General features: G+C 41.7%; 21 protein-coding genes and 1 other annotated feature. All 21 genes read left to right on the top strand.

Going from position 1 to position 22,477, the window contains the following annotated elements:
* Positions 1 to 3 precede the first annotated feature (3 nt).
* The 21 genes from H4683_RS03145 to ileS all read left to right on the top strand — a co-directional run bounded on the left by H4683_RS03145 (position 4) and on the right by ileS (position 22,467).
* A complete protein-coding gene (locus H4683_RS03145; RefSeq protein ID WP_192597372.1) occupies positions 4 to 2,196 on the top strand; it encodes a penicillin-binding protein in 2,193 nt (730 codons plus the stop codon).
* Between the two features lie 57 nt (positions 2,197 to 2,253).
* Positions 2,254 to 4,167: a penicillin-binding transpeptidase domain-containing protein gene (locus tag H4683_RS03140; RefSeq protein ID WP_420826534.1), complete on the top strand. Its 1,914-nt coding sequence runs from the start codon at positions 2,254 to 2,256 to the stop codon at positions 4,165 to 4,167.
* 70 nt (positions 4,168 to 4,237) lie between these two features.
* Positions 4,238 to 5,209, top strand: a complete 972-nt coding sequence (gene mraY / locus H4683_RS03135; RefSeq protein ID WP_192597371.1) for a phospho-N-acetylmuramoyl-pentapeptide-transferase — start codon at positions 4,238 to 4,240, stop codon at positions 5,207 to 5,209.
* A complete protein-coding gene (gene murD, locus H4683_RS03130) occupies positions 5,210 to 6,562 on the top strand; it encodes a UDP-N-acetylmuramoyl-L-alanine--D-glutamate ligase (protein ID WP_192597370.1) in 1,353 nt (450 codons plus the stop codon).
* A gap of 82 nt (positions 6,563 to 6,644) precedes the next feature.
* Entirely contained in the window at positions 6,645 to 7,733 is a 1,089-nt protein-coding gene (gene ftsW / locus H4683_RS03125; RefSeq protein ID WP_192597369.1) for a putative lipid II flippase FtsW, read from the top strand.
* Positions 7,734 to 7,750: 17 nt separating this feature from the next.
* Positions 7,751 to 8,539: a cell division protein FtsQ/DivIB gene (locus H4683_RS03120; protein WP_192597368.1), complete on the top strand. Its 789-nt coding sequence runs from the start codon at positions 7,751 to 7,753 to the stop codon at positions 8,537 to 8,539.
* Positions 8,520 to 9,242, top strand: a complete 723-nt coding sequence (locus tag H4683_RS03115; RefSeq protein WP_338062381.1) for a DUF881 domain-containing protein — start codon at positions 8,520 to 8,522, stop codon at positions 9,240 to 9,242. Before H4683_RS03120 ends, H4683_RS03115 begins: the two co-directional genes overlap by 20 nt.
* Positions 9,243 to 9,266: 24 nt before the next feature.
* Positions 9,267 to 9,986: a DUF881 domain-containing protein gene (locus H4683_RS03110; protein WP_338062380.1), complete on the top strand. Its 720-nt coding sequence runs from the start codon at positions 9,267 to 9,269 to the stop codon at positions 9,984 to 9,986.
* Between the two features lie 2 nt (positions 9,987 to 9,988).
* Entirely contained in the window at positions 9,989 to 10,360 is a 372-nt protein-coding gene (locus tag H4683_RS03105; protein ID WP_192597367.1) for a small basic family protein, read from the top strand.
* A 94-nt stretch (positions 10,361 to 10,454) separates the two neighbouring features.
* A complete protein-coding gene (gene ftsA, locus H4683_RS03100) occupies positions 10,455 to 11,738 on the top strand; it encodes a cell division protein FtsA (protein WP_192597366.1) in 1,284 nt (427 codons plus the stop codon).
* 53 nt (positions 11,739 to 11,791) lie between these two features.
* Positions 11,792 to 12,961, top strand: a complete 1,170-nt coding sequence (gene ftsZ, locus H4683_RS03095; protein WP_192597365.1) for a cell division protein FtsZ — start codon at positions 11,792 to 11,794, stop codon at positions 12,959 to 12,961.
* Positions 12,962 to 13,421: 460 nt separating this feature from the next.
* Positions 13,422 to 14,276 carry a sigma-E processing peptidase SpoIIGA gene (locus H4683_RS03090; RefSeq protein WP_192597364.1) on the top strand — a complete coding sequence of 285 codons (855 nt, stop codon included), beginning with the start codon at positions 13,422 to 13,424 and terminating at the stop codon, positions 14,274 to 14,276.
* The gene (gene sigE / locus H4683_RS03085; protein ID WP_192597363.1) at positions 14,266 to 14,976 is read left to right on the top strand and encodes an RNA polymerase sporulation sigma factor SigE; all 711 of its coding nucleotides are present in this window, start codon (positions 14,266 to 14,268) and stop codon (positions 14,974 to 14,976) included. The genes H4683_RS03090 and sigE overlap by 11 nt, the downstream gene beginning before the upstream one ends.
* Before the next feature lie 93 nt (positions 14,977 to 15,069).
* On the top strand, positions 15,070 to 15,855 hold the full coding sequence (sigG, locus tag H4683_RS03080; protein WP_192597362.1) for an RNA polymerase sporulation sigma factor SigG: 786 nt from the start codon (positions 15,070 to 15,072) through the stop codon (positions 15,853 to 15,855).
* A gap of 91 nt (positions 15,856 to 15,946) precedes the next feature.
* Positions 15,947 to 16,192, top strand: coding sequence for a PRC-barrel domain-containing protein (locus tag H4683_RS03075; RefSeq protein WP_192597361.1), 246 nt, complete (start codon positions 15,947 to 15,949; stop codon positions 16,190 to 16,192).
* Between the two features lie 69 nt (positions 16,193 to 16,261).
* Complete coding sequence (locus H4683_RS03070; protein WP_192597360.1) at positions 16,262 to 16,954, top strand: YggS family pyridoxal phosphate-dependent enzyme; 693 nt, start codon at positions 16,262 to 16,264, stop codon at positions 16,952 to 16,954.
* Positions 16,951 to 17,397, top strand: a complete 447-nt coding sequence (locus H4683_RS03065) for a cell division protein SepF (protein ID WP_192597359.1) — start codon at positions 16,951 to 16,953, stop codon at positions 17,395 to 17,397. The genes H4683_RS03070 and H4683_RS03065 overlap by 4 nt, the downstream gene beginning before the upstream one ends.
* A 65-nt stretch (positions 17,398 to 17,462) precedes the next feature.
* Positions 17,463 to 17,711, top strand: a complete 249-nt coding sequence (locus H4683_RS03060) for a YggT family protein (protein WP_225941843.1) — start codon at positions 17,463 to 17,465, stop codon at positions 17,709 to 17,711.
* A 50-nt stretch (positions 17,712 to 17,761) separates the two neighbouring features.
* Positions 17,762 to 18,538, top strand: coding sequence for a YlmH family RNA-binding protein (locus H4683_RS03055; RefSeq protein WP_192597357.1), 777 nt, complete (start codon positions 17,762 to 17,764; stop codon positions 18,536 to 18,538).
* A 215-nt stretch (positions 18,539 to 18,753) separates the two neighbouring features.
* Positions 18,754 to 19,263 (top strand): DivIVA domain-containing protein, encoded by a 510-nt coding sequence (locus tag H4683_RS03050; RefSeq protein ID WP_192597356.1) that lies wholly within the window; start codon positions 18,754 to 18,756, stop codon positions 19,261 to 19,263.
* 52 nt (positions 19,264 to 19,315) lie between these two features.
* Positions 19,316 to 19,534: a binding site (T-box leader), on the top strand.
* Positions 19,535 to 19,704: 170 nt separating this feature from the next.
* Entirely contained in the window at positions 19,705 to 22,467 is a 2,763-nt protein-coding gene (ileS, locus tag H4683_RS03045; protein WP_192597355.1) for an isoleucine--tRNA ligase, read from the top strand.
* Positions 22,468 to 22,477: the final 10 nt, after the last annotated feature.

Raw genomic sequence — 22,477 nt, 5'->3', positions numbered from 1 at the left:
CTAATGTTTTTAGTTTATGGAGGGCTCTTTTTACTTTTGTTCGGGAGAATGCTCTTTATTCAGGCGACCGGACAAGCTGAGGGTAAAGTAATGGCATCTCTTGCGGAGGCGAAATACGCAAGAGAATCGATATTAAAAGCCAATCGCGGGACAATTGTTGATCGGAATGGTGAATTGATTGCATCAGATACGTTAAGTTACCGACTTGTTGCCGTATTGAGTGAAAAAGCGAGTAAAGGAGGGTCAAAAACTCCTAAGCATGTCATTGACTATGAAAAGACGGCGGAAGCTCTTGCCGAATATATTCCGTTGGAAAAAGAAACGATACTTACGAAGATGAAAAACGCCAAGAACTTCAGAGACCCTAAGGACCCTGAGAGAGAAATATACCAAGTGGAGTTTGGGAAAGCTGGCCAAGATATTAGTCATGAAAATGTACTTGCCATCAAAGAAAAAAAGCTTCCGGGAATACTTTTAATTGAAGAGAAAAAAAGATTTTATCCGAATGGTATATTTGCTTCCTACTTGATAGGTTTTTCTATGAAGGAGAAAGATGCCGAAGGAAAGGAATCTACTATTGGAAAAATGGGACTTGAACAAACATATGATAAAGAATTAACGGGTACGGATGGAAAAACGAATTTCAAATCCGATCGCTGGGGTTTCACATTACCGAAATCCGACAAGGCAGTTATTGCCGCAAAGGATGGCTATGAAATTCAACTAACAATCGATAAGACAATCCAGAACTTTGTGGAAGACGCGATGACCCGTGTGGAGAAAGAATATTCACCGAAAAAGATGTTGGTCGTTGTTGCAGATCCGAAAACAGGTAAGATTCTTGCGATGAGCCAACGTCCTGCTTTTCATCCTGCTACACGAGAAGGACTTACCGAAAACTGGTTGAATGAATCGTTAGAAACAACGATTGAGCCAGGTTCAACATTGAAGATGTTTACATTAGCTGCTGCAATCGAAGAGGAAAAATGGGATCCAGATGCTTACTTTAAATCGGGTCAGTACAAAATATTTGATAAGACAATTCGAGACGTTAACCGTACAGGATGGGGAACAATCACATTCTTGGAAGGGTTCCAAAGATCCTCAAATACATCAATGGCCTATTTATTGGAACGTCTTGGGGATAAAAAATTCATTGAGTATATTCGAAAGTTTGGTTTCGGTGAAAAAACGGGAATTGACTTACCAAGAGAAACACCTGGCGTAATTTTAGATAGATATCCAAGTGAACGGCTAACGACATCTTATGGACAAGGTTCTACAGTGACGGCTATGCAGATAATCCAGGCGACTACCTCAATCGCAAATAATGGCGTCATGATGAAACCGTATGTAATTGATAAAATCACGAATCCTAACACGGAAAAAACAGTGAAAGATCAAAATCCTGAAGAACGCGAGAGTCCCATATCTGCTGACACCGCAAAAAAAGTAAGGGAAATACTTGCTTCGACCGTTACAGGTGAAAAAGGAACAGGAAAGAAGTTTGCTTTAAATGGGTATACGGTTGGCGGAAAGACAGGTACGGCAGAGATTCCGAAAGCTGGGGGACGGGAGTATATGGCGGGCGGTGGAAACTATCTGTATTCATTCCTTGGAATGGCACCTGTGGATGATCCCCAGTTGCTTACATACGTCTATGTACAGCAGCCGAAATTGAAGGAAGGGCAAACCGGTTCGGATCCGGTTGCTAAATTGTTCACCTCCATCATGGAAGGTAGTTTGAAATACATGAATATCGTTCCCCAAGGAGAAGAAATCATTGAGGCGACAGTCGTCCAAGATTTCACCGGGAAAAATACGGCTGAAGCGATTGGGGAAATTCAACAAGGTGGCTTCAATCCAATCGTCATCGGTGAAGGAGGGACAATCGACCTCCAATACCCGCAAGCAGGTACGAAACTAGCGGAAGGTTCAATCGTCTTATTACAGACAAAAGGTGTGACGACACTCCCGAATTTTACAGGGTGGTCGAAAAAAATGGTTCTTTCATATAAAATGTTATCTGGGTTTGATATACGCATTAATGGTGACGGATATGTCACAGAGCAGAGTCTTTCAAAAGGGACAGAAATAGGGCTTGATGAACCGGTTGTCATCCAATTGAAATCGCCATCTGAAATTTATAAATCTAGGGGAGAGGCACCGGAAGAAGAGGATATTACTGGTGGTTGACGAATAGCATTCTGTACTACATCATACGTTAATAGAAAAACGTGGGGTGTATGAACATTGCGAACGGTTATAGGATACCAATCGAAAAAGAGAATAAGGGCGATATTCGTCCTGTTTATCCTGTCGCTAGCCATGGTTGTGGGAAAGCTTTTTCATGTACAAATTATTAAACATGAAATACTCAAAGACCGCGCGGAAGCGAGTTGGGATCGTGAAATCCCATTTGGTGGAATGCGCGGAGATATTTTGGATCGGAATGGAAATCTCATTGTCGGTAATAGGCTAGCACCGACATTGTACTTTATGCCAACCCAAAATCGGGATATAAAAAACTCGTCGAAGCCGCTTGCAGCAATTCTAGGTGTGGATGAGGCTAAACTGGCTAAAAAGATGTCGCAAAGGGAAGTCATGGTCAAGCTAGCACCTGAAGGGAAAAACATTACAAAAGAACTGTCGGATGAAATTTCCCGTCTTCAAATAGATGGATTATATACGGGAGTTGACTTTGTCAGGCATTACCCGAATGGTGAATTACTATCGAGATTGATTGGCTTTACAGGGTATGATGGTAAAGGATTAGCTGGTATCGAATACGCATATGATGAATTCTTGCTTGGAACTGGCGATCGTATTCGCTTATATACAGATGCGATAGGATTACCGCTTCCACATGTGGATGATGGTTTTAAGACAGGTGTAAAGGGCGCAAATGTCGAATTGACAATTGATGTACGCATGCAGAAGATTGTAGAACGCGAATTAGTGCAGGCGATGGAGAAGTATGATGCGACCCAAGCACTCGCTATAGTCATGAACCCGAAGACGGGAGAATTATTATCACTCGCATCCGCGCCTACTTTTCATCCGTCTGACTACAAAGATGTGGATCAAAGTATCTATAATCGCAACTTACCTGTTTGGATGACATTTGAGCCGGGCTCGACATTCAAAATCGTTACGCTCGCAGCGGGTCTCGAAGAAAAAGTCATTGATTTGCATCAAGATCATTTTCATGATCCTGGTTATGTGATGATTGGCAAAGCGAGACTTCGTTGTTGGAAACGAAGCGGGCATAAGCATCAGTCATTTTTGGAAGTCGTCGAGAATTCATGCAACCCGGGATTTGTTGAAATTGGTCAACGTTTAGGTGGAGAAACACTTGGGAAATATATCCGAGATTTCGGTTTCGGACAGTCGACCGAATCTGGAATTGCGGGGGAATCCAAAGGAATTCTTTTTTCTGAAAAGAATTTCGGTCCCGTTGAGCAAGCGACGACTGCATTCGGCCAAGGAATCTCAGTGACCCCAATCCAACAAGTGCAAGCGGTAGCAGCGGCCATAAACGGTGGATATCTTTACCGCCCGTATATCGTGAAAGAAATTACGGATGATAAAGGGAAGGCAGTTCGCTCATTTGGTCCTGAAATGCAAAGACGTGTCATCGGGGATGAAGCCTCAAAGCACGTGAGGGAAGCGCTGGAATCAGTCGTGGCAAAAGGTTCAGGGGGAAAGGCATTCACAGATGGTTTACGCGTTGGAGGGAAAACGGGGACTGCTCAGAAGGTAGTGGATGGAAGATATAAAGATGGTGATTATATCGTCTCGTTCATTGGTTTTGCACCAGCGGATGATCCAGAGTTGCTCGTTTATGTTGCTGTTGACGGCCCGAAGAATTCGGTCCAGTTTGGTGGTGTCATTGCCGCTCCAATCGTTGGTCGTATTATGGAGGAGATTGCTCCACTCGCAGGAATTACAGTGAGGAAAGGACAAATCGAAAAAGAATACAAATGGGGCGATGCGTTGACACAGCGGGCACCAGATCTTACAGGTATGACCAAAGGGATGATTACTAGCCAATTGCATACGTTTCAAATCGAATGGCATGGTTCTGGGGAACAAGTGAAGACTCAGTTACCAGTAGCGAACACATTAATCTCCGTGGAAGATGTCATTCATGTCTATACAGAATAACTAGTTAAATGAAAAGGCTGACACAGCGTAAGCATTAATACTGTTTCAGAAGATAGAAGGAGAAAAAATCATGACACTTGTCACTACTTTGACGGCGATAGCCGTTGCATTCATCATTTCAGTAATTCTGGGATTTGTTATTATCCCTGCCCTTAGAAGGATGAAGTTTGGGCAGAGCATCCGCGAGGAAGGACCTAAAACTCATCAAAAAAAAGCAGGAACCCCTACGATGGGTGGTCTTATCTTCATTGGTTCGATTATCATTTCGACGCTCTCCCTTTCATACATATACGATGTACTTACAACTCAGACAATCGTCCTGTTGCTGGTTCTCGTTGGATTTGGACTCATTGGTTTTTTTGATGACTTCATAATCGTAGTCTTGAAGAGGAATCTTGGGCTTACGTCTATCCAAAAACTAATCGGTCAAATAGTTGTTGCAGTTGCTGCATTTTTCCTACTTAAATTAGGGCCTTTCGATACTACGGTTCAAATTCCATTCACTGAATTCAAAATGGAGCTTGGCATATTTTATGTGGCTTTTCTTATTTTTTGGCTTGTCGGATTCTCCAATGCAGTGAATTTATCAGATGGATTGGATGGACTTGTAGCGGGGACATCATCAATTGCCTTCGGTGCATTTGGAGTTCATGCACTCATATATGAACAGTATGATATCGCGATATTCGCATTTGTGGTTACTGGAGCTATGCTTGGTTTTTTAATCTTTAATGTTAAGCCGGCAAAAGTATTCATGGGTGATACAGGTTCATTGGCACTCGGTGGGGCACTGGCAATGCTTTCGGTGTTAATAAAACAAGAATTTCTTTTGCTTGTTATCGGAATTGTTTATGTTGTTGAAACACTTTCTGTTATTATCCAAGTCATTAGTTTTAAAACAACGGGTAAGAGGGTATTTAAAATGAGTCCGATCCATCATCATTTCGAACTGTCAGGGTGGTCCGAATGGAAAATTGTCATCGTTTTTTGGGGAGTCGCTTTCTTGGCAGCAATTCTCCCTGTGTTGATGGAGGTGATGTAAGTGAAGAATGTAAACCAGTTTAGAGAGATGAAAGTCCTTGTCCTTGGCCTTGCGAAAAGCGGCTATGCTGCGACGAAGCTGCTCCATTCGCTCGGAGCAGAAGTGACAGTAAATGACGCATCTCCAGAAGAGGGAAATAAGGAGGCGTCAGCGCTTCGTTTGGAAGGGATTCAGGTCATTTGTGGCGGACATCCGAAAGGGATTTTAGATGAAGGTTTTGAACTTATTGTGAAAAACCCGGGCATTCCCTATAGTAATTCAGTTGTAGTAGATGCGGTTCAAAAAGGAATTCCAGTGTGGACCGAGATTGAACTTACCTCTAGGATAAGTGAGGCTCCGATTATCGCCATCACAGGGTCTAACGGCAAAACAACGACGACGACACTGTTATACCATATGCTTAATATAGGTGGGAAGCATCCACTTATCGCGGGAAATATTGGAACAGCTTCTTGTACAGTGGCCGAAAAAGCAACGGAAGACAATTTCATCGTCCTTGAAGTATCCTCGTTTCAATTAATGGGGACAGAAGCATTCCGTCCGAAAATCGCTATATGGACGAATTTGTATGACGCACATCTCGATTACCATGGGACTTCTGAAGCGTATGCAGTGGCAAAGTCAAGGGTAACTGAAAAACAAACGCAAGAGGATTATTTCATTTATAACGAAGATCAGGCTGAACTACGTAAGTTTGCGGCTCGTTCATTGGCTACAAAGGTCCCATTTTCATTAAAGGGAATAAGAAGTGCCGGCATATCAGCGGATGACGAACAAATATATTGGGATGGGGAACCTTACGTAAAGCGTTCTATCATCAAGTTACCAGGTCAGCATAACTTAGAGAATATTCTTGCCGCAACAGCTGCTGCCATTCTTTTGAATTGCGATAAAGCGGCGATTGAGAATGTGCTTAGTTCTTTTACTGGTGTTAGACATCGAACGCAATTTGTAAAGGAATTAAAAGGTCGGACCTTTTATAATGATTCAAAAGCAACGAACACACTTGCAACGAAAAGTGCATTGGCGGCATTTGACATGCCGATAGTTCTTATCGCTGGCGGACTAGACCGAGGGCATTCATTCGAAGAATTAAGGCTTTTTATGAATAATGTGAAAGCAGTTGTTACCCTCGGAGAGACTGCTGGAAAGTTTGCGGAGTTTGCAACATCATGTGGTATTACGAAAATTATTCATGCTGATGATGTCAATGATGCTGTGCTAAAAGCATATCCACTCACTGACGTTGGCGATATTGTCCTATTATCACCTGCATGTGCAAGTTGGGATCAGTACCCTAGCTTCGAAGCACGTGGAGATCAGTTCATAGAAGCTGTCATAAAGTTGTCATGAATCTGTAAAGGTATCCTTGGATGAAATCGTGTAGAATTTGTTCCTGAGGATTTATTAATTGATTGACTAAAATTGCGGAAGGATGCGTTCACTGGAAGGGAAGCTGAAAACATCATTTATCATTTCGGCGGTGGCGCTGTCATTGATTGGATTGGCTTTCGTCCATTCAGCTGGTTCATATTGGGGAGCGGTCCATTACGCAAATTCCCCGCCATTCATTGTAAAACAGGCAATCTATATGGTGGTATCGATAGGTATTGCAATTGCAATCATGAAAAGTCCATTGACTTCGAGTCCTAGGACATGGACCATTCTCTACTATGGAACGATCTTGCTACTCGTTGCCGTCCTTATCCCTGGTGTGGGTGCAGTTCGGAACGGGTCCCAGAGCTGGATTGCCTTTGGACCGTTCAGTATCCAGCCAGCTGAATTTGTAAAGGTTGCACTTATTGGCAAGTTGGCATGTAGCATGGACAAAATAGGAAGAAAAGGCGTTTTTCGGTTCAAGCATCTAGGATTGATACTTTTACCAGGAATTCTTATCATGCTACAACCGGATTTGGGTTCAGCCGTCATCATGATTGTCTCCTCGTTTGTTATTCTATTCATAGCAGGTTATCCACTCCGTTTTTTTATATTCCTTGGTGTAGCAGGAGTGGGTGCTTTTGTAGCACTAATCGCTGCGGCGCCATATCGATTGAATCGTATAAAGTCTTACATCGATCCATGGAATGATCCGCTTGGAACGGGTTTCCAAGGAATCCAGTCGCTTTTTGCCATCGCGCCTGGTGGGTTAGTTGGACATGGCTATGGAAATAGTCGCCAGAAGTTCTTGTATTTGCCGGAGCCTCAAAATGATTTCATCTTTTCAATTATTGCAGAGGAATCTGGATTTATCGGGGCTATGTTTGTTCTTTTCCTTTTCACTATCCTGTTGATTTCGACTTTTGGAATTGCGATTAGGGCTAAAGGGAACTATGCATTTCTTATGGTAGCGGGAATGGGATCAATGATTTTTTTTCAAACGTTTCTGAATGTTGGTGTCGTATCAGGATTATTACCAGTAACCGGTGTCACATTGCCATTCATAAGCTATGGAGGTTCATCATTGATGACTACATGGTTGGCAGCGGGAACAATCATGCACTTTACAAAGAATTCTAAAAGGTAGATGAAGGAGGAGCCGAAATGGAAAAAGTCATTGACATCGAAGAGCGAATCCCTTCCATGCGGGAAAAGCGCCGAAGAAAGACAAATAAGAAATTTCGGTTCATCTTGACAGTGTTCATTGTTGCTCTACTGGCGGTCCTATATTTACAGTCACCACTTAGTAAAGTAGATAGTATTAGTGTTATGGGTGCGGTTCTTCAGGATCCAGATTTTTATAAAGTGCAAAGTGGCTTAACAGTCGGAAGTCCATTTTGGAGCTTTAGTTCGGGAGAAATAAAAGATGCACTTGAAAAAATTGATGGTGTCCAAGGTGTAACGGTGTCGCGAAAGTGGTTACGAGATATCGAAATTATTATTTCTGAGTGGAAGACAGTTGCTTATATTGAGGAAGATGGGCAGTATAGTTTACTGTTGGAGAATGGAGAAACGTTACCGGCTGGAATGTTGTTACCAGAAGCAGAAGCTCCAGTATTGAACAATATCAAGGATTTAGGTATTCAGAAACGTTTGATAGCCCAACTTCTAAAAATGGATGAAAATATTTATCAAATTATTTCTGAAATTATTTACGAGGGAACAGAAGTGGATCCAGATCGTCTTACTGTTTATATGGATGACGGAAATGAAGTACGTGCTGTTATTTCCACGTTTGCTGAAAGTATGGTTTACTACCCAGATATGATAGCACAACTAAACGGCTATGAAAAGGGGATAATCGATATAGAAATTGGAGCATACTTCACTCCATTCAGTAAAGAGTATGGGGAAGAAAAGGAGGGTGATTCTGTTGACGAAAAAGATGAATGATGCATACAAGAAGAGAGGAAAACACATTATTTTTTCCGTTGTTTTCCTTGTTCTCGGTTTCATCCTCGCATTTTCGTATCGAACTTTCGGTTCAAACAAGGAAGTTGGTAAATTCGAATCGATGGCATTTCTTCAAGAGGAGGAATACCGTGGGAGTCTGATTGACCAACAGGAACGGAACAAGGAGTTATCTGATGAAATCGCCGCCAAGCAGGAGGATATACGTGAGTATGAGCGCTCGTTTTCTATGAGGGAAGAAGATTATGCTGATCTTGTTGAAGAAGCAAAAGACCTCCGCTTGCTGCTTGGCGTCATCCCTGCCATTGGACAAGGTGTTAAAATCACTTTGAAAGATGCGGATTATGATCCGGTTGACCAAAACCCGAATGATTATATCGTTCATGAAAGTCATATTCTCCGAGTTGTCAATGAACTAAGAATTGCCGGAGCACAAGGATTAGCGATCAACGGGCAAAGAATTACATCAAATTCCTATATCAAATGCACAGGCCCAGTTATCACGGTTGATGGGAGAATGTATCCTGCTCCCTTCGTCATCGATGCGATTGGTGATATGAATGTCCTTTCCTCTGCATTGCAATTGAAGGGCGGTGTAATTGACGGTCTAATCCGCGATAACATAGTCGTCACAACGGAACAATTAAAAGATCTCCGTTTGTCAGCCTTGCGGAACGAAAGTTGAGTATTGGTATAGGGAGATGGTCGAGTGAAAAAAACGATAAACTGGAAATTCACATTGATCCTGCTGACTGTCGGTTTTATGACAGCTGTCCAATACAATTCAATGAAGAATCCGAAGGAACGTGATACAAGGGATATTTGGGCGGTTCGTCATGAGCTTGCGGTTGAAAAGCAGCTTCATTCTGAATTATTATCTGAGATTCGTGAACTTGATAAGACGATATTTACATATAAATCATTGAATGATGAAAACACAGGGAAAGCCCTAACTGAAACAGTGGACAAGCTTTATAGTCAAGCGGGCATGACAAACATTCAAGGAACTGGAATTATCATCAAAGTGAAACCTTCCGCTGAAAGTGAAGCATTTGGTATTCCAGTTACTGACGTTTCTCCGGACTTACTTACTCGTTTTGTCAATGAAATTAACCGTTTTAAAGGTCTTATTCTTGAAATTGATGGTAAACGTTTTACAACTTTAAGCTCAATTAGGGATATTAATGGCATTACGACCGTGAACGGATTGAATGTTTCAACACCTCCGGTCTCGATGAAGATTATTTCGCCTAGCTTTAAGGATAGCGAAAAATTATACAGTTATTTGGCAGCATCAACAATTCACGATGACTTCTATATTGATAATTTGATTCTTGAAGTGGGGAAGCCTGAAAGGTTTGTAGAAATCCATGGCTCCCCCGAAATGTTTGAAAATCAATTTTTAAAGGAATTGCCGAAAGGGGAATGACAATGTGGTTACCTTTGCTTGGACTTATCCTTGGAATTTCACTTGGGCTTTTATCAGACATACAAATTCCACAAGAATACGGCAATTACTTATCGATTGCTGTACTCGCCGCACTGGATACGCTCTTCGGAGGTATCCGGGCTCATTTACAACAAGTCTATGATGACCGGGTGTTTGTATCTGGGTTCTTCTTTAACATCGCTTTAGCGGCCTGTCTGGCGTTCCTCGGGGTGCATTTAGGAGTGGATCTATATCTTGCTGCGGTATTCGCATTCGGTGTTAGGCTATTTCAGAACATTGCCATCATTAGAAGAATTCTTCTTGCTAAATGGACAGAGCGAAGTAAGGCTTCCGATACAAATCCTTCCGAATGAAAGGATTTAGACAAAAGATGTCGAAAGTATTTAGACAGTACACTCATAATACAATAGAATGGGATGTAAGAGTTGCCATGGGAGGTGCCAGTAGATGAGCCAATCAGAATTATACATATCACTTGATATAGGTTCTTCGTCGGTTAAAGTATTGATCGGCGAAGTAGACGGTGGTTCTCTGCACGTAATTGGAGTCGGTAACGTTCAATCGGCTGGAATCCGAAAAGGAACAATCATTGACATTGATGCGACCGTACGCTCAATTCGTAAAGCGGTTGACCAAGCCGAGCGTATGATTGGAATGCAAATCCAAGAAGTCATTCTCGGTATTCCTGCAAATGGTATTAGATTGCAAGATGTTAAAGGTGTAGTAGCGGTCAACTCAGAAAATCGTGAAATTACAGATGATGATCTCGATCGGGTTATGAAGTCGGCACAGGTTATGTCGGTTCCACCTGAACGAGAAATCGTTAATATTATTCCAAAACAATTCATCGTTGATGATTATAATGAAATAACAGATCCGCGGGGTATGATTGGTGTTCGACTTGAAATGGATGGGACGCTTGTTACGACCTCGAAAACACTTGTGCATAACATTTTACGTTGTGTAGAGCGCGCAGGTCTTGTAATAAGGGAAATCTATTTACAACCACTTGCAGCAGGTACGTTTGCCTTAACAGAAGATGAAAGGAATCATGGAACTGCATTTATTGATATCGGTGGTGGTTCTACAACAATTGCGATATTTGGTGAAAACCGGCTAATGGCTACAACAGTTGTACCTGTCGGTGGGGATCATATAACGAAAGACCTATCAATCATTTTGAAAACTCCAACGGAACAAGCAAGGAAAATCAAACACCAATTTGGACATGCTTTCTCTGATGATGCATCAGACGATGAGTTGTTTGAAGTGCCTGTCATCGGAGCTGATTCAAAAGATCAATACAGTCAACGATATATATCGGAAATTATTGGTGTTCGACTGGAAGAACTTTTCGATTTGGTCATGGAGGAAATGTACCGCATGGGTGTTCATGATCTACCTGGGGGAATCGTATTGACTGGTGGGATTACGAAACTTGATGGACTTCTCCAACTTGCAAGACATGTGTTAAAAACAAGAGTACGTATCCATATACCTGAATATATTGGTGTAAGGGAACCGATGTATACGACTGCGGTAGGACTTATACGTTATGCGCATATGCAGGATGCATATTTCGGTCATGTACAGAAAACGCCAGCAGTTATGGCTAATGAAGAGCAAACACAAGCTCCGGTCAATATGAAAAAAACAATGGATCGAAATAAGGAAAAAAGGCCCGGCATATTACACAAGGCAAAGAAAGCTTTCGACAATTTATTCGAGTGAGTATCGATTAATAATTGACCCGAACGGTATAAGATGGATTAGGAGGAGAGACGATGCTGGAATTTGATACGAATATCGACGCTCTTGCAGTAATCAAAGTGATTGGTGTGGGTGGCGGTGGAAATAATGCAGTAAATCGTATGATTGAATATGGTGTACAGGGTGTAGAATTTATTGCCGTAAATACAGACGCACAAGCCCTCAATCTTTCAAGTGCGGAAGTGAAATTGCAAATTGGTGCTAAACTGACAAGGGGTCTTGGCGCAGGGGCAAATCCGGAAGTTGGTAAAAAGGCTGCCGAAGAGAGTAGAGAGCAAATTGAAGAAGCGCTAAAAGGTTCTGATATGGTTTTCGTTACTGCGGGAATGGGTGGAGGTACCGGAACAGGTGCTGCACCAGTTATTGCACAAATTGCAAAAGATCTCGGAGCGCTTACTGTTGGGGTTGTTACAAGACCGTTCACCTTTGAAGGACGGAAACGCTCCACGCAGGCAATGGGTGGGATAGCGGCAATGAAAGAAGCTGTTGACACATTAATTGTTATTCCAAATGATAAACTACTTGAAATAGTTGATAAGAATACACCGATGTTAGAAGCATTTCGTGAAGCGGATAACGTGCTTCGTCAAGGAGTACAAGGTATTTCAGATTTGATTGCCGTCCCAGGACTTATTAATCTCGACTTCGCTGATGTCAAGACAATCATGGCAAACAAGGGATCCGCCCTTATGGGAATTGGGATGTCAACTGGAGAAAACCGAGCAGCAGAAGCGGCGAAGAAGGCCATTTCAAGTCCATTGCTCGAGACTTCAATTGATGGAGCGAAAGGCGTACTCATGAATATTACTGGCGGTTCGAATTTAAGTCTTTTTGAAGTGCAGGAAGCTGCAGATATCGTTGCTTCTGCTTCAGATGAGGATGTGAATATGATTTTCGGTTCTGTTATCAACGATAATTTGAAAGATGAAATCATCGTGACGGTTATTGCAACAGGATTTAACGAAGTTCAATTAGTTCAACCAAGGCCTACAAGGAGCTCAGGCTTTGGTGCAAGTCGTTCACAAGCTCGTGATCAGGAACACCCGTCTCCGATTAGGGAACGCTTAGAAGAGACGAATCAGTTCCAACAGCCACAGGGATCGGGACGTCAGCAGAATAATAATCAGCCTGAAGAAGCACTAGACATCCCTACATTTCTACGTAATAGGCAACGTCGAAAATAAGTCAACATTGAATTCTGTTTGTTCGAAAATACAGTTAAATAACCAGTGCAGTTTTGAATAAAAACCCTAGTCCACATGCTTGAATTGTGTGGATTAGGGTTTTTATTTATAAACATTATATTGTTGAATAATAATAGTAGCTTTGAACAATTGGTATAAAAATCGATGATATAAGCTAGAACTATAGTAGTTCTATGGTTTTTTAATTACTCCTGGATTAGTGTTAAAAATGCATGAATTCCACCAAATAAAACACTTTGTATCATCGATTGATACCTTATATTTTGCGGTTAAACAGAGGATGAATTATTTTTTCCCGTAATAAGTCTTTATTTTAGAGGGTTTGTCGAGTCGTTTTTAAAATCTGAAATAGTTGTCGAATTCTTTTTTTATTTCTGCGCCTATTCCGACAAATGTTTCATCGCATGGATGCTATTGTTGAAATCGGGGAGGGCAGTCTATGTATGGTGAACTTATTATCGTATTAAACATGCTGTTTAATTACGCAATTCTCTTATTCGCGAACAAGGTAGGAAACGTTGAGACTACCCGTAGACGTCTTGTGTTCGCTTCATTTGTAGGTTCCGTGCCGGTTACTCTCTTTCCTACATCATTCGTCGCTATAATCGCCTCTTTTTTTGGTATGACAATGAGTGCTTTTGGAAAAGCATTTGAACCGTGGAGAAAGTCGGCAACGATGGTAGTAATCGGGGCGGTTTTTGCAGGAGGATTATTAACAGCCCTTCAATTTCGCATCAATCTAACCAATTCAACATTGACTGTTCTATCTTATGCGCTTGTTGCATATGTCGCCCTATTTTTAATGAAAAGGAAATGGCTTGATGTCAGGACAGCACGGAGTGTGTCGTCACTACGTGCGTCGTCCATTCTCAGGATTTGGAACTCTGAAATAGAGGTCGATGTATTTGTTGACTCAGGGAACGGCTGCACGGAGCCTTTGTCGGGTGCTCCGGTCCATTTCGTATCCTTTGATAAGGTCTTAAAGTACTTACCCGGGGATTTGGTAGAGCCACTACTTGCTTGGGATCACTGTGGTTCCCCCATGATGACAAAGTTTCCTAGCGCCTATCATAAGGAGATCCGACTTATTCGTCTGTTGACGGTTCAAGGGCAGTCATGGGCAGTCGGTTTTAAATTCGAAGAGTGGACGATTGTGGATGGAGGGAAATTGCAACCGGGATACATCGTACTCACAAAAAACGACCGTCGTTATCCGGATGGTGCTGAAGCTATTTTACACGTATCTGCAATGGAATCAACAATCGAAGAAGGGGGAAAAGTCCATGCTGCTTGAAATGAAGAAATGGATGTCGATGCTAGTCAGCTTTTTCAAAAGGAAAAATGGAACATACTATATTGGGGGACACGAGTCACTTCCCAAACCATTAAACCGTGAAGAGGAAGCTAAAACGATTCATGCATTCATGGAAGGAGATATGAATGCACGTGATACCCTTATTGAAAAAAATCTTAGACTGGTCGTTTATATCGCCCGACGTTTTGATAATACGAATACGCATATCGAAGACCTCATTAGTATTGGTGCCATCGGACTTATAAAGGCGATCGAGACATTCAAAACCGATAAAAATATAAAATTGGCAACTTATGCGTCACGTTGTATTGAAAATGAAATTCTAATGCATCTACGCAAAACGAATAGATTGCGTTCAGAAATATCTTTCGATGAACCGCTTAATTCAGACGCGGATGGCAATGAATTACTTTTGTCGGATATCCTTGGAACAGATGAGCATATTATCATTGACGATGTTGAAAAGAAAATTGAACGCCAGCACATGATTGACGCGATCATGACGCTTGATGAGCGGGAACGCTATATTATGGAACAACGTTTTGGTTTGTCAGGGCAAATTGAAATGACTCAGAAAGAAGTTGCTGAATTACTCGGAATTTCCCAGTCCTATATTTCCCGGCTTGAAAAGAAAATAATCATGGACCTGCGCGAAAGGTTGAATCATCCAATTGCATAATGGTTGAAATTGGCGACTTGTATTCCGCATATTCCAGACGACTGAGGACACAATATCTCATACAGTCATCTACAGAAAGCGGAGGAAAAGCGAATGGTACGTACAAGAGTGGAAATATGTGGTATCGATACGTCCGAGTTGCCATTACTCACGAGTGAAGTGATGAAAGAAACGTTTATTAGGCTTCAAAGCGGAGATTTAGCAGCAAGGGAAGAACTTGTTTTCGGAAATTTAAGACTTGTTTTGAGCCTTGTTCAAAGATTCGCCTATAGGGGAGAACAAGCAGATGATTTATTTCAAGTAGGATGTATTGGTCTTCTAAAATCAATCGACAACTTCGATTTGAAGCATAATGTCCGATTTTCAACATACGCCGTTCCGATGATTATCGGAGAAATAAAAAGACATCTGCGTGATCATCATTCAATAAGGGTATCTAGGTCACTTCGTGACACAGCTTATAAGGCAATCAGGGCAAAAGAACAGTTTGTAAATGACAATCAAAAAGAACCGCGGATTTCCGATTTGGCGGAGGCAACAGGTATTCCAGCAGACGATATTCTTTTTGCGCTCGATGCTATCCAAGATCCCATGTCACTTCATGAGCCTATGAACGGAGACGGAGGAGATCCTGTATTTTTGATGGATCAAATCCAGGATAAAACAGTGTCCGAGGAACGGTGGTTGACGTATGTCTCTGTTAAAGAGACTGTTTCCAATATGGATGAACGGCAACAGTCGATACTTTCAAAACGATTCTATCTAGGACAGACACAGACGGAGATTGCAAAAGAAATGGGAATTTCACAAGCGCAGATTTCAAGACTTGAAAAAAACGCAGTGAAAATCATCCGTGAAGGAATGGATCAGACAATGTAGAAGATGTTCAACAAAGTAAAGAACGCAATGCGGCGATTGCATTGCGTTTTTTTCTACTTGGGTGCATATATTCATCGTAAGGAGGGATTTCATGAAGTTTTCAGAAATACAGAAAAAGGAAGTCATCGACGTTACGAAAGGCGCGTTTCTCGGATTTGTCCAAGATGCGACGATTGACATCGTAAACGGTAAAGTTGAATCATTTCATGTTGGGGGGGGAGATCGCAACCTGTTTTTCGATGTGAAAGATAAAGAAATAAAGCGGGTTCGTCTCGAAGATGTTGCAACAATCGGTAAAGATATTGTTCTTGTGGGGAAAAAGGACGAAAAAAAATGATTTATCATTGATATGTAGACGTCTGCTTGTTACAATGAAGATTAAGAAACATGAAAAGTAGTGATAATATTGAGGGAACTTCAACAACGAATACAAAGAATTGAATATGATATACAGTCAACTTGTGACCGCATAGGTAGAAATAGATTAGAAATTACGGTTGTAGCAGTTACCAAGGAAGTATCGACAGCAAGAGCTTCTGCTGTGATGGATTCAGGTATAATACATCTTGGGGAAAACCGTCCAGAGGTTCTCCTTGATAAGCAGGTAATTATACAAGACGAAGCTATATGGCATTTCATAGGGAATGTCCAAAGTAGGAAAGTAAAAGAGTTTATCAATAAAATTGATTATTTACATTCAGTTGATCGAATGAGTATCGTAAAGGAGATTCACAAGCGATCTAACCAAACTCTCGATTGCTTCCTGCAAGTGAATGTTTCTGGTGAAATGAGCAAGTCAGGGGTTACTCCGGCTGAGTTAGCAAGTTTTATTAAAGAAGTAGGGGCTTACGATAAAGTCCGAATTATTGGGCTGATGACAATGGCACCATTGTCGGGAGACAAAGATTTAATCCGTACCATTTTCCGCTCATTAAGGGAACTCCGTGATGAAATTTCGGCACTAAAGTTGCTACATGCGCCGTGTACACAGTTGTCCATGGGAATGTCAAATGATTTCATCATCGCAATCGAGGAAGGTGCTACCCATTTAAGGATTGGAACTGCACTCGTCGGAGCAGAAAGCGAGGGAGAGGCATGAGCATAAAAAAAAAATTTGAGAAGTGGTTTTATCTTGACGACGAAGAAGAATATGTGGAAGAACAGCCACGTCGAGAAGAACAACGCTTTGTACAGGAAAAACCGAGGCAAGCCACGACCCGTAAACACCCAGTAGGTGAAACACAACAAACAGGAACGGTCGTGAGTTTACAAAGCATTCAGAAGTCTTCGAAAGTCATTCTAGCCGAACCACGTGTCTATGCGGAAGCGCAAGATGTTTCTGAACATCTAAAAAACAAACGTGCAGTCGTCGTTAATTTGCAACGGATTGAGCGCGATCAAGGGGTTCGGATTGTCGATTTTTTAAGTGGAACCGTTTATGCATTAGGTGGAGATATTCAGCGAATCGGAACGGATATTTTTCTCTGTGTGCCGGAAAATGTGGAAGTTGCTGGAGCAATATCCGATTATTTTGATCGATAGAATTTGAATGAGGTGTAAAAACTAGAATGGCAGAGATACTTATATTATTATACAAAGGCATATCAATGATAATTCAAATTTACTGGGTGCTCCTTATTATTTACATATTCATGTCATGGGTACCTTCGACACGTGATACAAAATTTGGGCAACTGCTCGAAAAAATTGCCGAACCTTATTTAGGATTTTTCAGGAAGTTTATACCCCCACTTGGAATGATTGATATTTCACCAATCGTAGGACTTTTCACTTTGAACTTAATTTCGAGAGGTGTAGAGGAACTGTTTATTTTATTGTCCAAGTATTTACTATAATTATGTTGTCCTCACTTATGTGAGGATTTTTCTATAAGGAGCAGAGTGTAATGGACAGTTTAATCCAACATTTTAGAAAAGACGAACAGCCCTTCATCGAAACGACAATGGGTTGGATTCGTGAAGTAGAGGATAATTATTCCCCTAAATTGACCGGATTTCTTGACCCGAGACAACGATTCATTGTGGAATCGATTGCAGGGAGTTCAATGTTATTGGTCGGAATGGATGGTGCATTTATCGATGCGGAACGGCAAAGAATTTTAATCTATCCCGATTATTATGTGCCTGAAACGGCTGATTATCAAATCGCAATATTCAATGTGAAATACGCAACAAAATTTTTAAAACTGGAACATAAAGATATCCTTGGTTCGATGATGTCACTTGGCATCGACCGTTCAAAATTCGGAGATATTCGGGTAGGAGACGATGAAGTACAGTTTGCACTCGTAGGCGAGTTAAAAGATTATATGACAGCGAATTTCATATCGATTGGAAAAGCGAAAGTGACAATGGAAGTGAACAATCATCGAGAAAGCTTGCTAGTCACAACGGAAACATGGATTGAGGAAATATACATTATTAGTTCCTTACGTCTTGATGTAGTTGTCGCAGCACTCATAAATTTGTCACGTCAGAAAGCAGCTTCTTTAATCCATGGTGAAAAAGTGAAAGTAAACTGGACGGTCCGAAATCAGCCAGCATTCGAGCTTCATGAGTCGGATATATTATCTATTAGAGGTTCCGGCAGATTCAAAGTAATTGCGATTGAAGGAAGGACTCGTAAAGATAAAATTCGTCTCCTCATTGGAAAACTTGAATGATTTTCCTGCATAACAGCAATAATATCCTTAATATAAACTTTTTTAAGGAGGAAATGTAGTTCAATTGCCTCAAGTATTGTGCAATAAAACCTAAGTTCACTCAATCGCATAACTGATTGAATCTTCATTTCATCAGATAACAAGAAAAAACCTATCTTCTGCTGATTCAACATGTATAATAGAATAAGGAATATATTAAAGGGGAGATGCATTGTATGGCTTTATCACCACTTGATATACACAATAAAGAATTCAGTCGCGGGTTTCGAGGCTATGATGAAGATGAAGTAAATGAGTTCTTAGAGCAAATTTTAAAAGACTATGATAATGTTCTTGAAGAAAACAAAGAATTGAAAAATAGCTTAAAACAGTCAAAAGAGCAATTGTTGCATTTCAATTCGATTGAGCAAACCTTGCAAAAATCAATTATTATTGCCCAAGAAGCGTCTGAAGATGTCAGGCGTAACTCTATGAAGGAAGCAAAATTAATTGTCAAGGAAGCAGAAAAGAATGCGGATCGAATCGTCAATGAAGCGTTGTCACGAACACGTCAAATCTCATTGGAAAGTGAAGATCTTAAAAAGCAATCGAAAATTTTTCGTAATCGATTCCGTATGTTAATCGAAGCACAACTGGATCTTATCCAGTCGGATGATTGGGACACCTTGCTTGAATACGAGATGGATGCGGAGCGATTAGAGGCTTTTGCAGACAAAGAAATTTGACAATCACTTGACTCAACTAGATTATGCACATATAATTATGGGCATATATTTACAATAGGCGTTGAAAGAGAAAGTACTTTCTAAGTTTGTGCATAGCGAGCCAGGGGTGGTGAAAGCCTGGTCATCAGATTGGAAATGAAAATCACTCCCGAGCCGGATTGCGGAATGTTGTACGCAATCCCGGATACACCCCGTTATGGTGTCTGAGTGGTGGCAAATTTATTTGCTGCAAGTTAGGGTGGTAACGCGAGAATGATTCCTCGTCCCTTTTAGGGATGGGGATTTTTTTGTGCCCGCAAGATACAGGTACGCAGGGGGGAGGGATTGAACTTTATCCCTCCTTGTTGCGACAGGACGTCGCGCACTAAGACTGTCTTCCTTATAAGAGGATATAGGTATGCAGCTTTTTGCGCTTTTCTAAATTTAAAGGAGGAAAACAAAATGGATTATAAAGACACGTTACTTATGCCAAAAACAGATTTCCCAATGCGAGGAAATCTGCCGAATAAAGAACCTGAAATACAAGCGAAATGGGAAGCAATGGGCATCTATAAAAAAGTGCAGGAACGCACGGCGGGTCGCCCGTTCTTCGTTCTACATGATGGACCGCCATATGCAAACGGTGATCTTCACATGGGGCATGCGCTGAACAAAGTGCTAAAAGATATGATCGTACGCCATAAATCGATGACAGGTTTCCATGCACCTTATGTTCCTGGTTGGGATACACATGGTCTGCCAATCGAGCAGGCGCTTGTTAATAAAGGTGTGAAACGGAAAGAGCATACAATCGCCGAGTTCCGTAAAATGTGTGAGGACTATGCTTATAGCCAAATCGACAACCAGCGTTCGCAGTTCAAACGGATTGGGGTGCGCGGTGATTGGGATAATCCATATATCACATTGAAACCGGCGTTTGAAGCACGCCAAATTGAAGTGTTTGGTGAAATGGCGAAAAAAGGATACATCTATAAAGGCCTTAAGCCTGTTTACTGGTCACCTTCAAGTGAATCGGCACTTGCGGAAGCTGAAATTGAATATCAGGATAAAAAATCAGCATCCATCTACGTTGCTTTCCAGGTGAAGGATGGTCTTGGCGTTATCGACTCGGATGTGAAATTCCTCATCTGGACAACGACACCATGGACGATTCCTGCTAACCTAGGGATTTCTGTTCATCCAGAATTCACATACGTCATCGTGAAGGTTGGGGAAGAGAAATTCCTTATTGCTAAAGATCTTCTTACTTTTGTTGTAACAGAAATTGGCTGGGAAGACTATTCAGTCGAACGTGAACTGAAAGGTTCTGATTTGGACCGTGTTGTTGCAAAACATCCTTTGTATGAGCGCGACTCACTTGTTATGCTTGGCGAACACGTCACTGCAGAAGCGGGTACAGGTTGTGTCCACACGGCTCCAGGACACGGGGAAGATGACTTCTATATCTCTAAATCATATGACATCGATGCGCTATCACCTATTGATGATCGTGGTGTCATGACGGATGAGGCTCCAGGTTTCGAAGGACTGTTTTACGATGATGCCAATAAAGCAGTGACTGAAGCACTTGACAAAGTGGGGGCACTCAAGAAATTATCATTCATCACGCACTCTTATCCACATGATTGGCGGACAAAAAAGCCGGTTATCTACCGTGCAACATCACAATGGTTTGCTTCAATTGAGTCATTCCGTACACAATTGCTTGATGCAATCAATAACACGAAATTCACACCGTCATGGGGTGAAACTAGGCTGTATAATATGGTTCGTGACCGCGGTGACTGGTGTATTTCGCGTCAACGTGTCTGGGGCGTTCCGATACCTGTATTTTATGCTGAAAACGGGGAGCCAATCATTTCGGATGAAACGATTGCGAATGTCTCCAAAATCTTCCGTGAAAATGGATCCAACAGCTGGTTTGAGCGTGAAGCGAAAGAGTTATTACCTGAAGGTTTCACGCATGAAGGTAGTCCGAATGGTGAATTCACAAAAGAAACGGATATCATGGACGTCTGGTTCGATTCAGGTTCAACACATCAAGGCGTACTCGAAGAACGAGATGACCTTGTCTACCCTGCGGATCTTTACTTGGAAGGATCTGACCAGTACCGTGGATGGTTCAACTCATCCCTTACGACAAGTGTTGCCATCAATGGACATGCCCCTTATAAAGGCTTGCTAAGCCATGGCTTCACGCTTGATAAAGAAGGGCGTAAAATGAGTAAATCCATCGGTAACGTCATCGTACCTGCAAAAGTAATGAATCAGCTTGGTGCGGATATCCTGCGTCTATGGGTTTCTTCAGTTGATTACACGGCAGATGTTCGGGTTTCTGATTCCAATTTTAAACAAGTTTCCGAGGTGTATCGTAAAATCCGTAATACACTGCGTTTCCTACATGGTAATACATCAGACTTCAATCCGTCGACGGATAGTGTGAAGTTTGAGGACATGCGAACTGTGGATAAATACGTCTACGTGAAATTGCAAGATATGATTAAAGAAGTGCGTAATGCGTATGAGAACTATGAATTCGCAAGCGTCTATCATGCGGTGAATAATTTCTGTACGGGCGAATTAAGTTCGTTTTATCTTGATATTGCAAAAGATGTTGTCTACATCGAAGGTATGGATCATGCACACCGCCGCGCAATGCAGACAGTTATGCATGAAACCTTGATTACGTTATTAAAAGTACTTACTCCAATCTTGCCACATACGACTGATGAGATGTGGGCTCATATCGAGCATGTTGAAGAGGAAAGTATCCAACTGACAGATATGCCGGAAGCACTGGATCTAGGTGAGGAAGCGACACAACTTCGTGACCGTTTTGCTACATTGATGCTTATCCGTGATGATGTCTTGAAAGCGCTAGAAGAAGCGCGGAATGAAAAAGTAATTGGGAAATCACTTGAAGCGAAGGTTACAGTTACAGTACCTGAAAGTTTACAAGCTGTTTTCTCGGCTGATGACATCGACTTTGCTCAATTCTTCATCGTTTCAAAATTTGCTGAAGGTACTGTTGATCGCATGCCAGAGGGAACGTTGAAGCTAGATACAGTGAGCGTTCTTGTTGAGAAAGCAGACGGAGAAAAATGTGAGCGCTGCTGGACGATTTCTGAATCGATTGGGACAGATGAAATGCATCCGACACTGTGCACACGCTGTGCGGATGTTGTGAAAAAATACTACGCTTAAGTGAATCAAA

The organism is Sporosarcina limicola, from assembly GCF_014873855.1.
GTDB classification, from domain to species: Bacteria; Bacillota; Bacilli; order Bacillales_A; family Planococcaceae; genus Sporosarcina; species Sporosarcina limicola.
This window is presented reverse-complemented; position numbering and strand designations above follow the sequence as displayed.

Excerpts from the sequence above, each read along its gene's own strand:
- H4683_RS03145 (WP_192597372.1), top strand. The coding sequence starts at position 4 with ATGTTTTTAGTTTATGGAGGGCTCTTTTTACTTTTGTTCGGGAGAATG.
- mraY (WP_192597371.1), top strand. The coding sequence starts at position 4,238 with ATGACACTTGTCACTACTTTGACGGCGATAGCCGTTGCATTCATCATT.
- ftsW (WP_192597369.1), top strand. The coding sequence starts at position 6,645 with ATGCGTTCACTGGAAGGGAAGCTGAAAACATCATTTATCATTTCGGCG.
- H4683_RS03120 (WP_192597368.1), top strand. The coding sequence starts at position 7,751 with ATGGAAAAAGTCATTGACATCGAAGAGCGAATCCCTTCCATGCGGGAA.
- H4683_RS03105 (WP_192597367.1), top strand. The coding sequence starts at position 9,989 with ATGTGGTTACCTTTGCTTGGACTTATCCTTGGAATTTCACTTGGGCTT.
- ftsA (WP_192597366.1), top strand. The coding sequence starts at position 10,455 with ATGAGCCAATCAGAATTATACATATCACTTGATATAGGTTCTTCGTCG.
- ftsZ (WP_192597365.1), top strand. The coding sequence starts at position 11,792 with ATGCTGGAATTTGATACGAATATCGACGCTCTTGCAGTAATCAAAGTG.
- H4683_RS03090 (WP_192597364.1), top strand. The coding sequence starts at position 13,422 with ATGTATGGTGAACTTATTATCGTATTAAACATGCTGTTTAATTACGCA.
- sigE (WP_192597363.1), top strand. The coding sequence starts at position 14,266 with ATGCTGCTTGAAATGAAGAAATGGATGTCGATGCTAGTCAGCTTTTTC.
- sigG (WP_192597362.1), top strand. The coding sequence starts at position 15,070 with ATGGTACGTACAAGAGTGGAAATATGTGGTATCGATACGTCCGAGTTG.
- H4683_RS03075 (WP_192597361.1), top strand. The coding sequence starts at position 15,947 with ATGAAGTTTTCAGAAATACAGAAAAAGGAAGTCATCGACGTTACGAAA.
- H4683_RS03065 (WP_192597359.1), top strand. The coding sequence starts at position 16,951 with ATGAGCATAAAAAAAAAATTTGAGAAGTGGTTTTATCTTGACGACGAA.
- H4683_RS03060 (WP_225941843.1), top strand. The coding sequence starts at position 17,463 with ATGATAATTCAAATTTACTGGGTGCTCCTTATTATTTACATATTCATG.
- H4683_RS03055 (WP_192597357.1), top strand. The coding sequence starts at position 17,762 with ATGGACAGTTTAATCCAACATTTTAGAAAAGACGAACAGCCCTTCATC.
- H4683_RS03050 (WP_192597356.1), top strand. The coding sequence starts at position 18,754 with ATGGCTTTATCACCACTTGATATACACAATAAAGAATTCAGTCGCGGG.
- ileS (WP_192597355.1), top strand. The coding sequence starts at position 19,705 with ATGGATTATAAAGACACGTTACTTATGCCAAAAACAGATTTCCCAATG.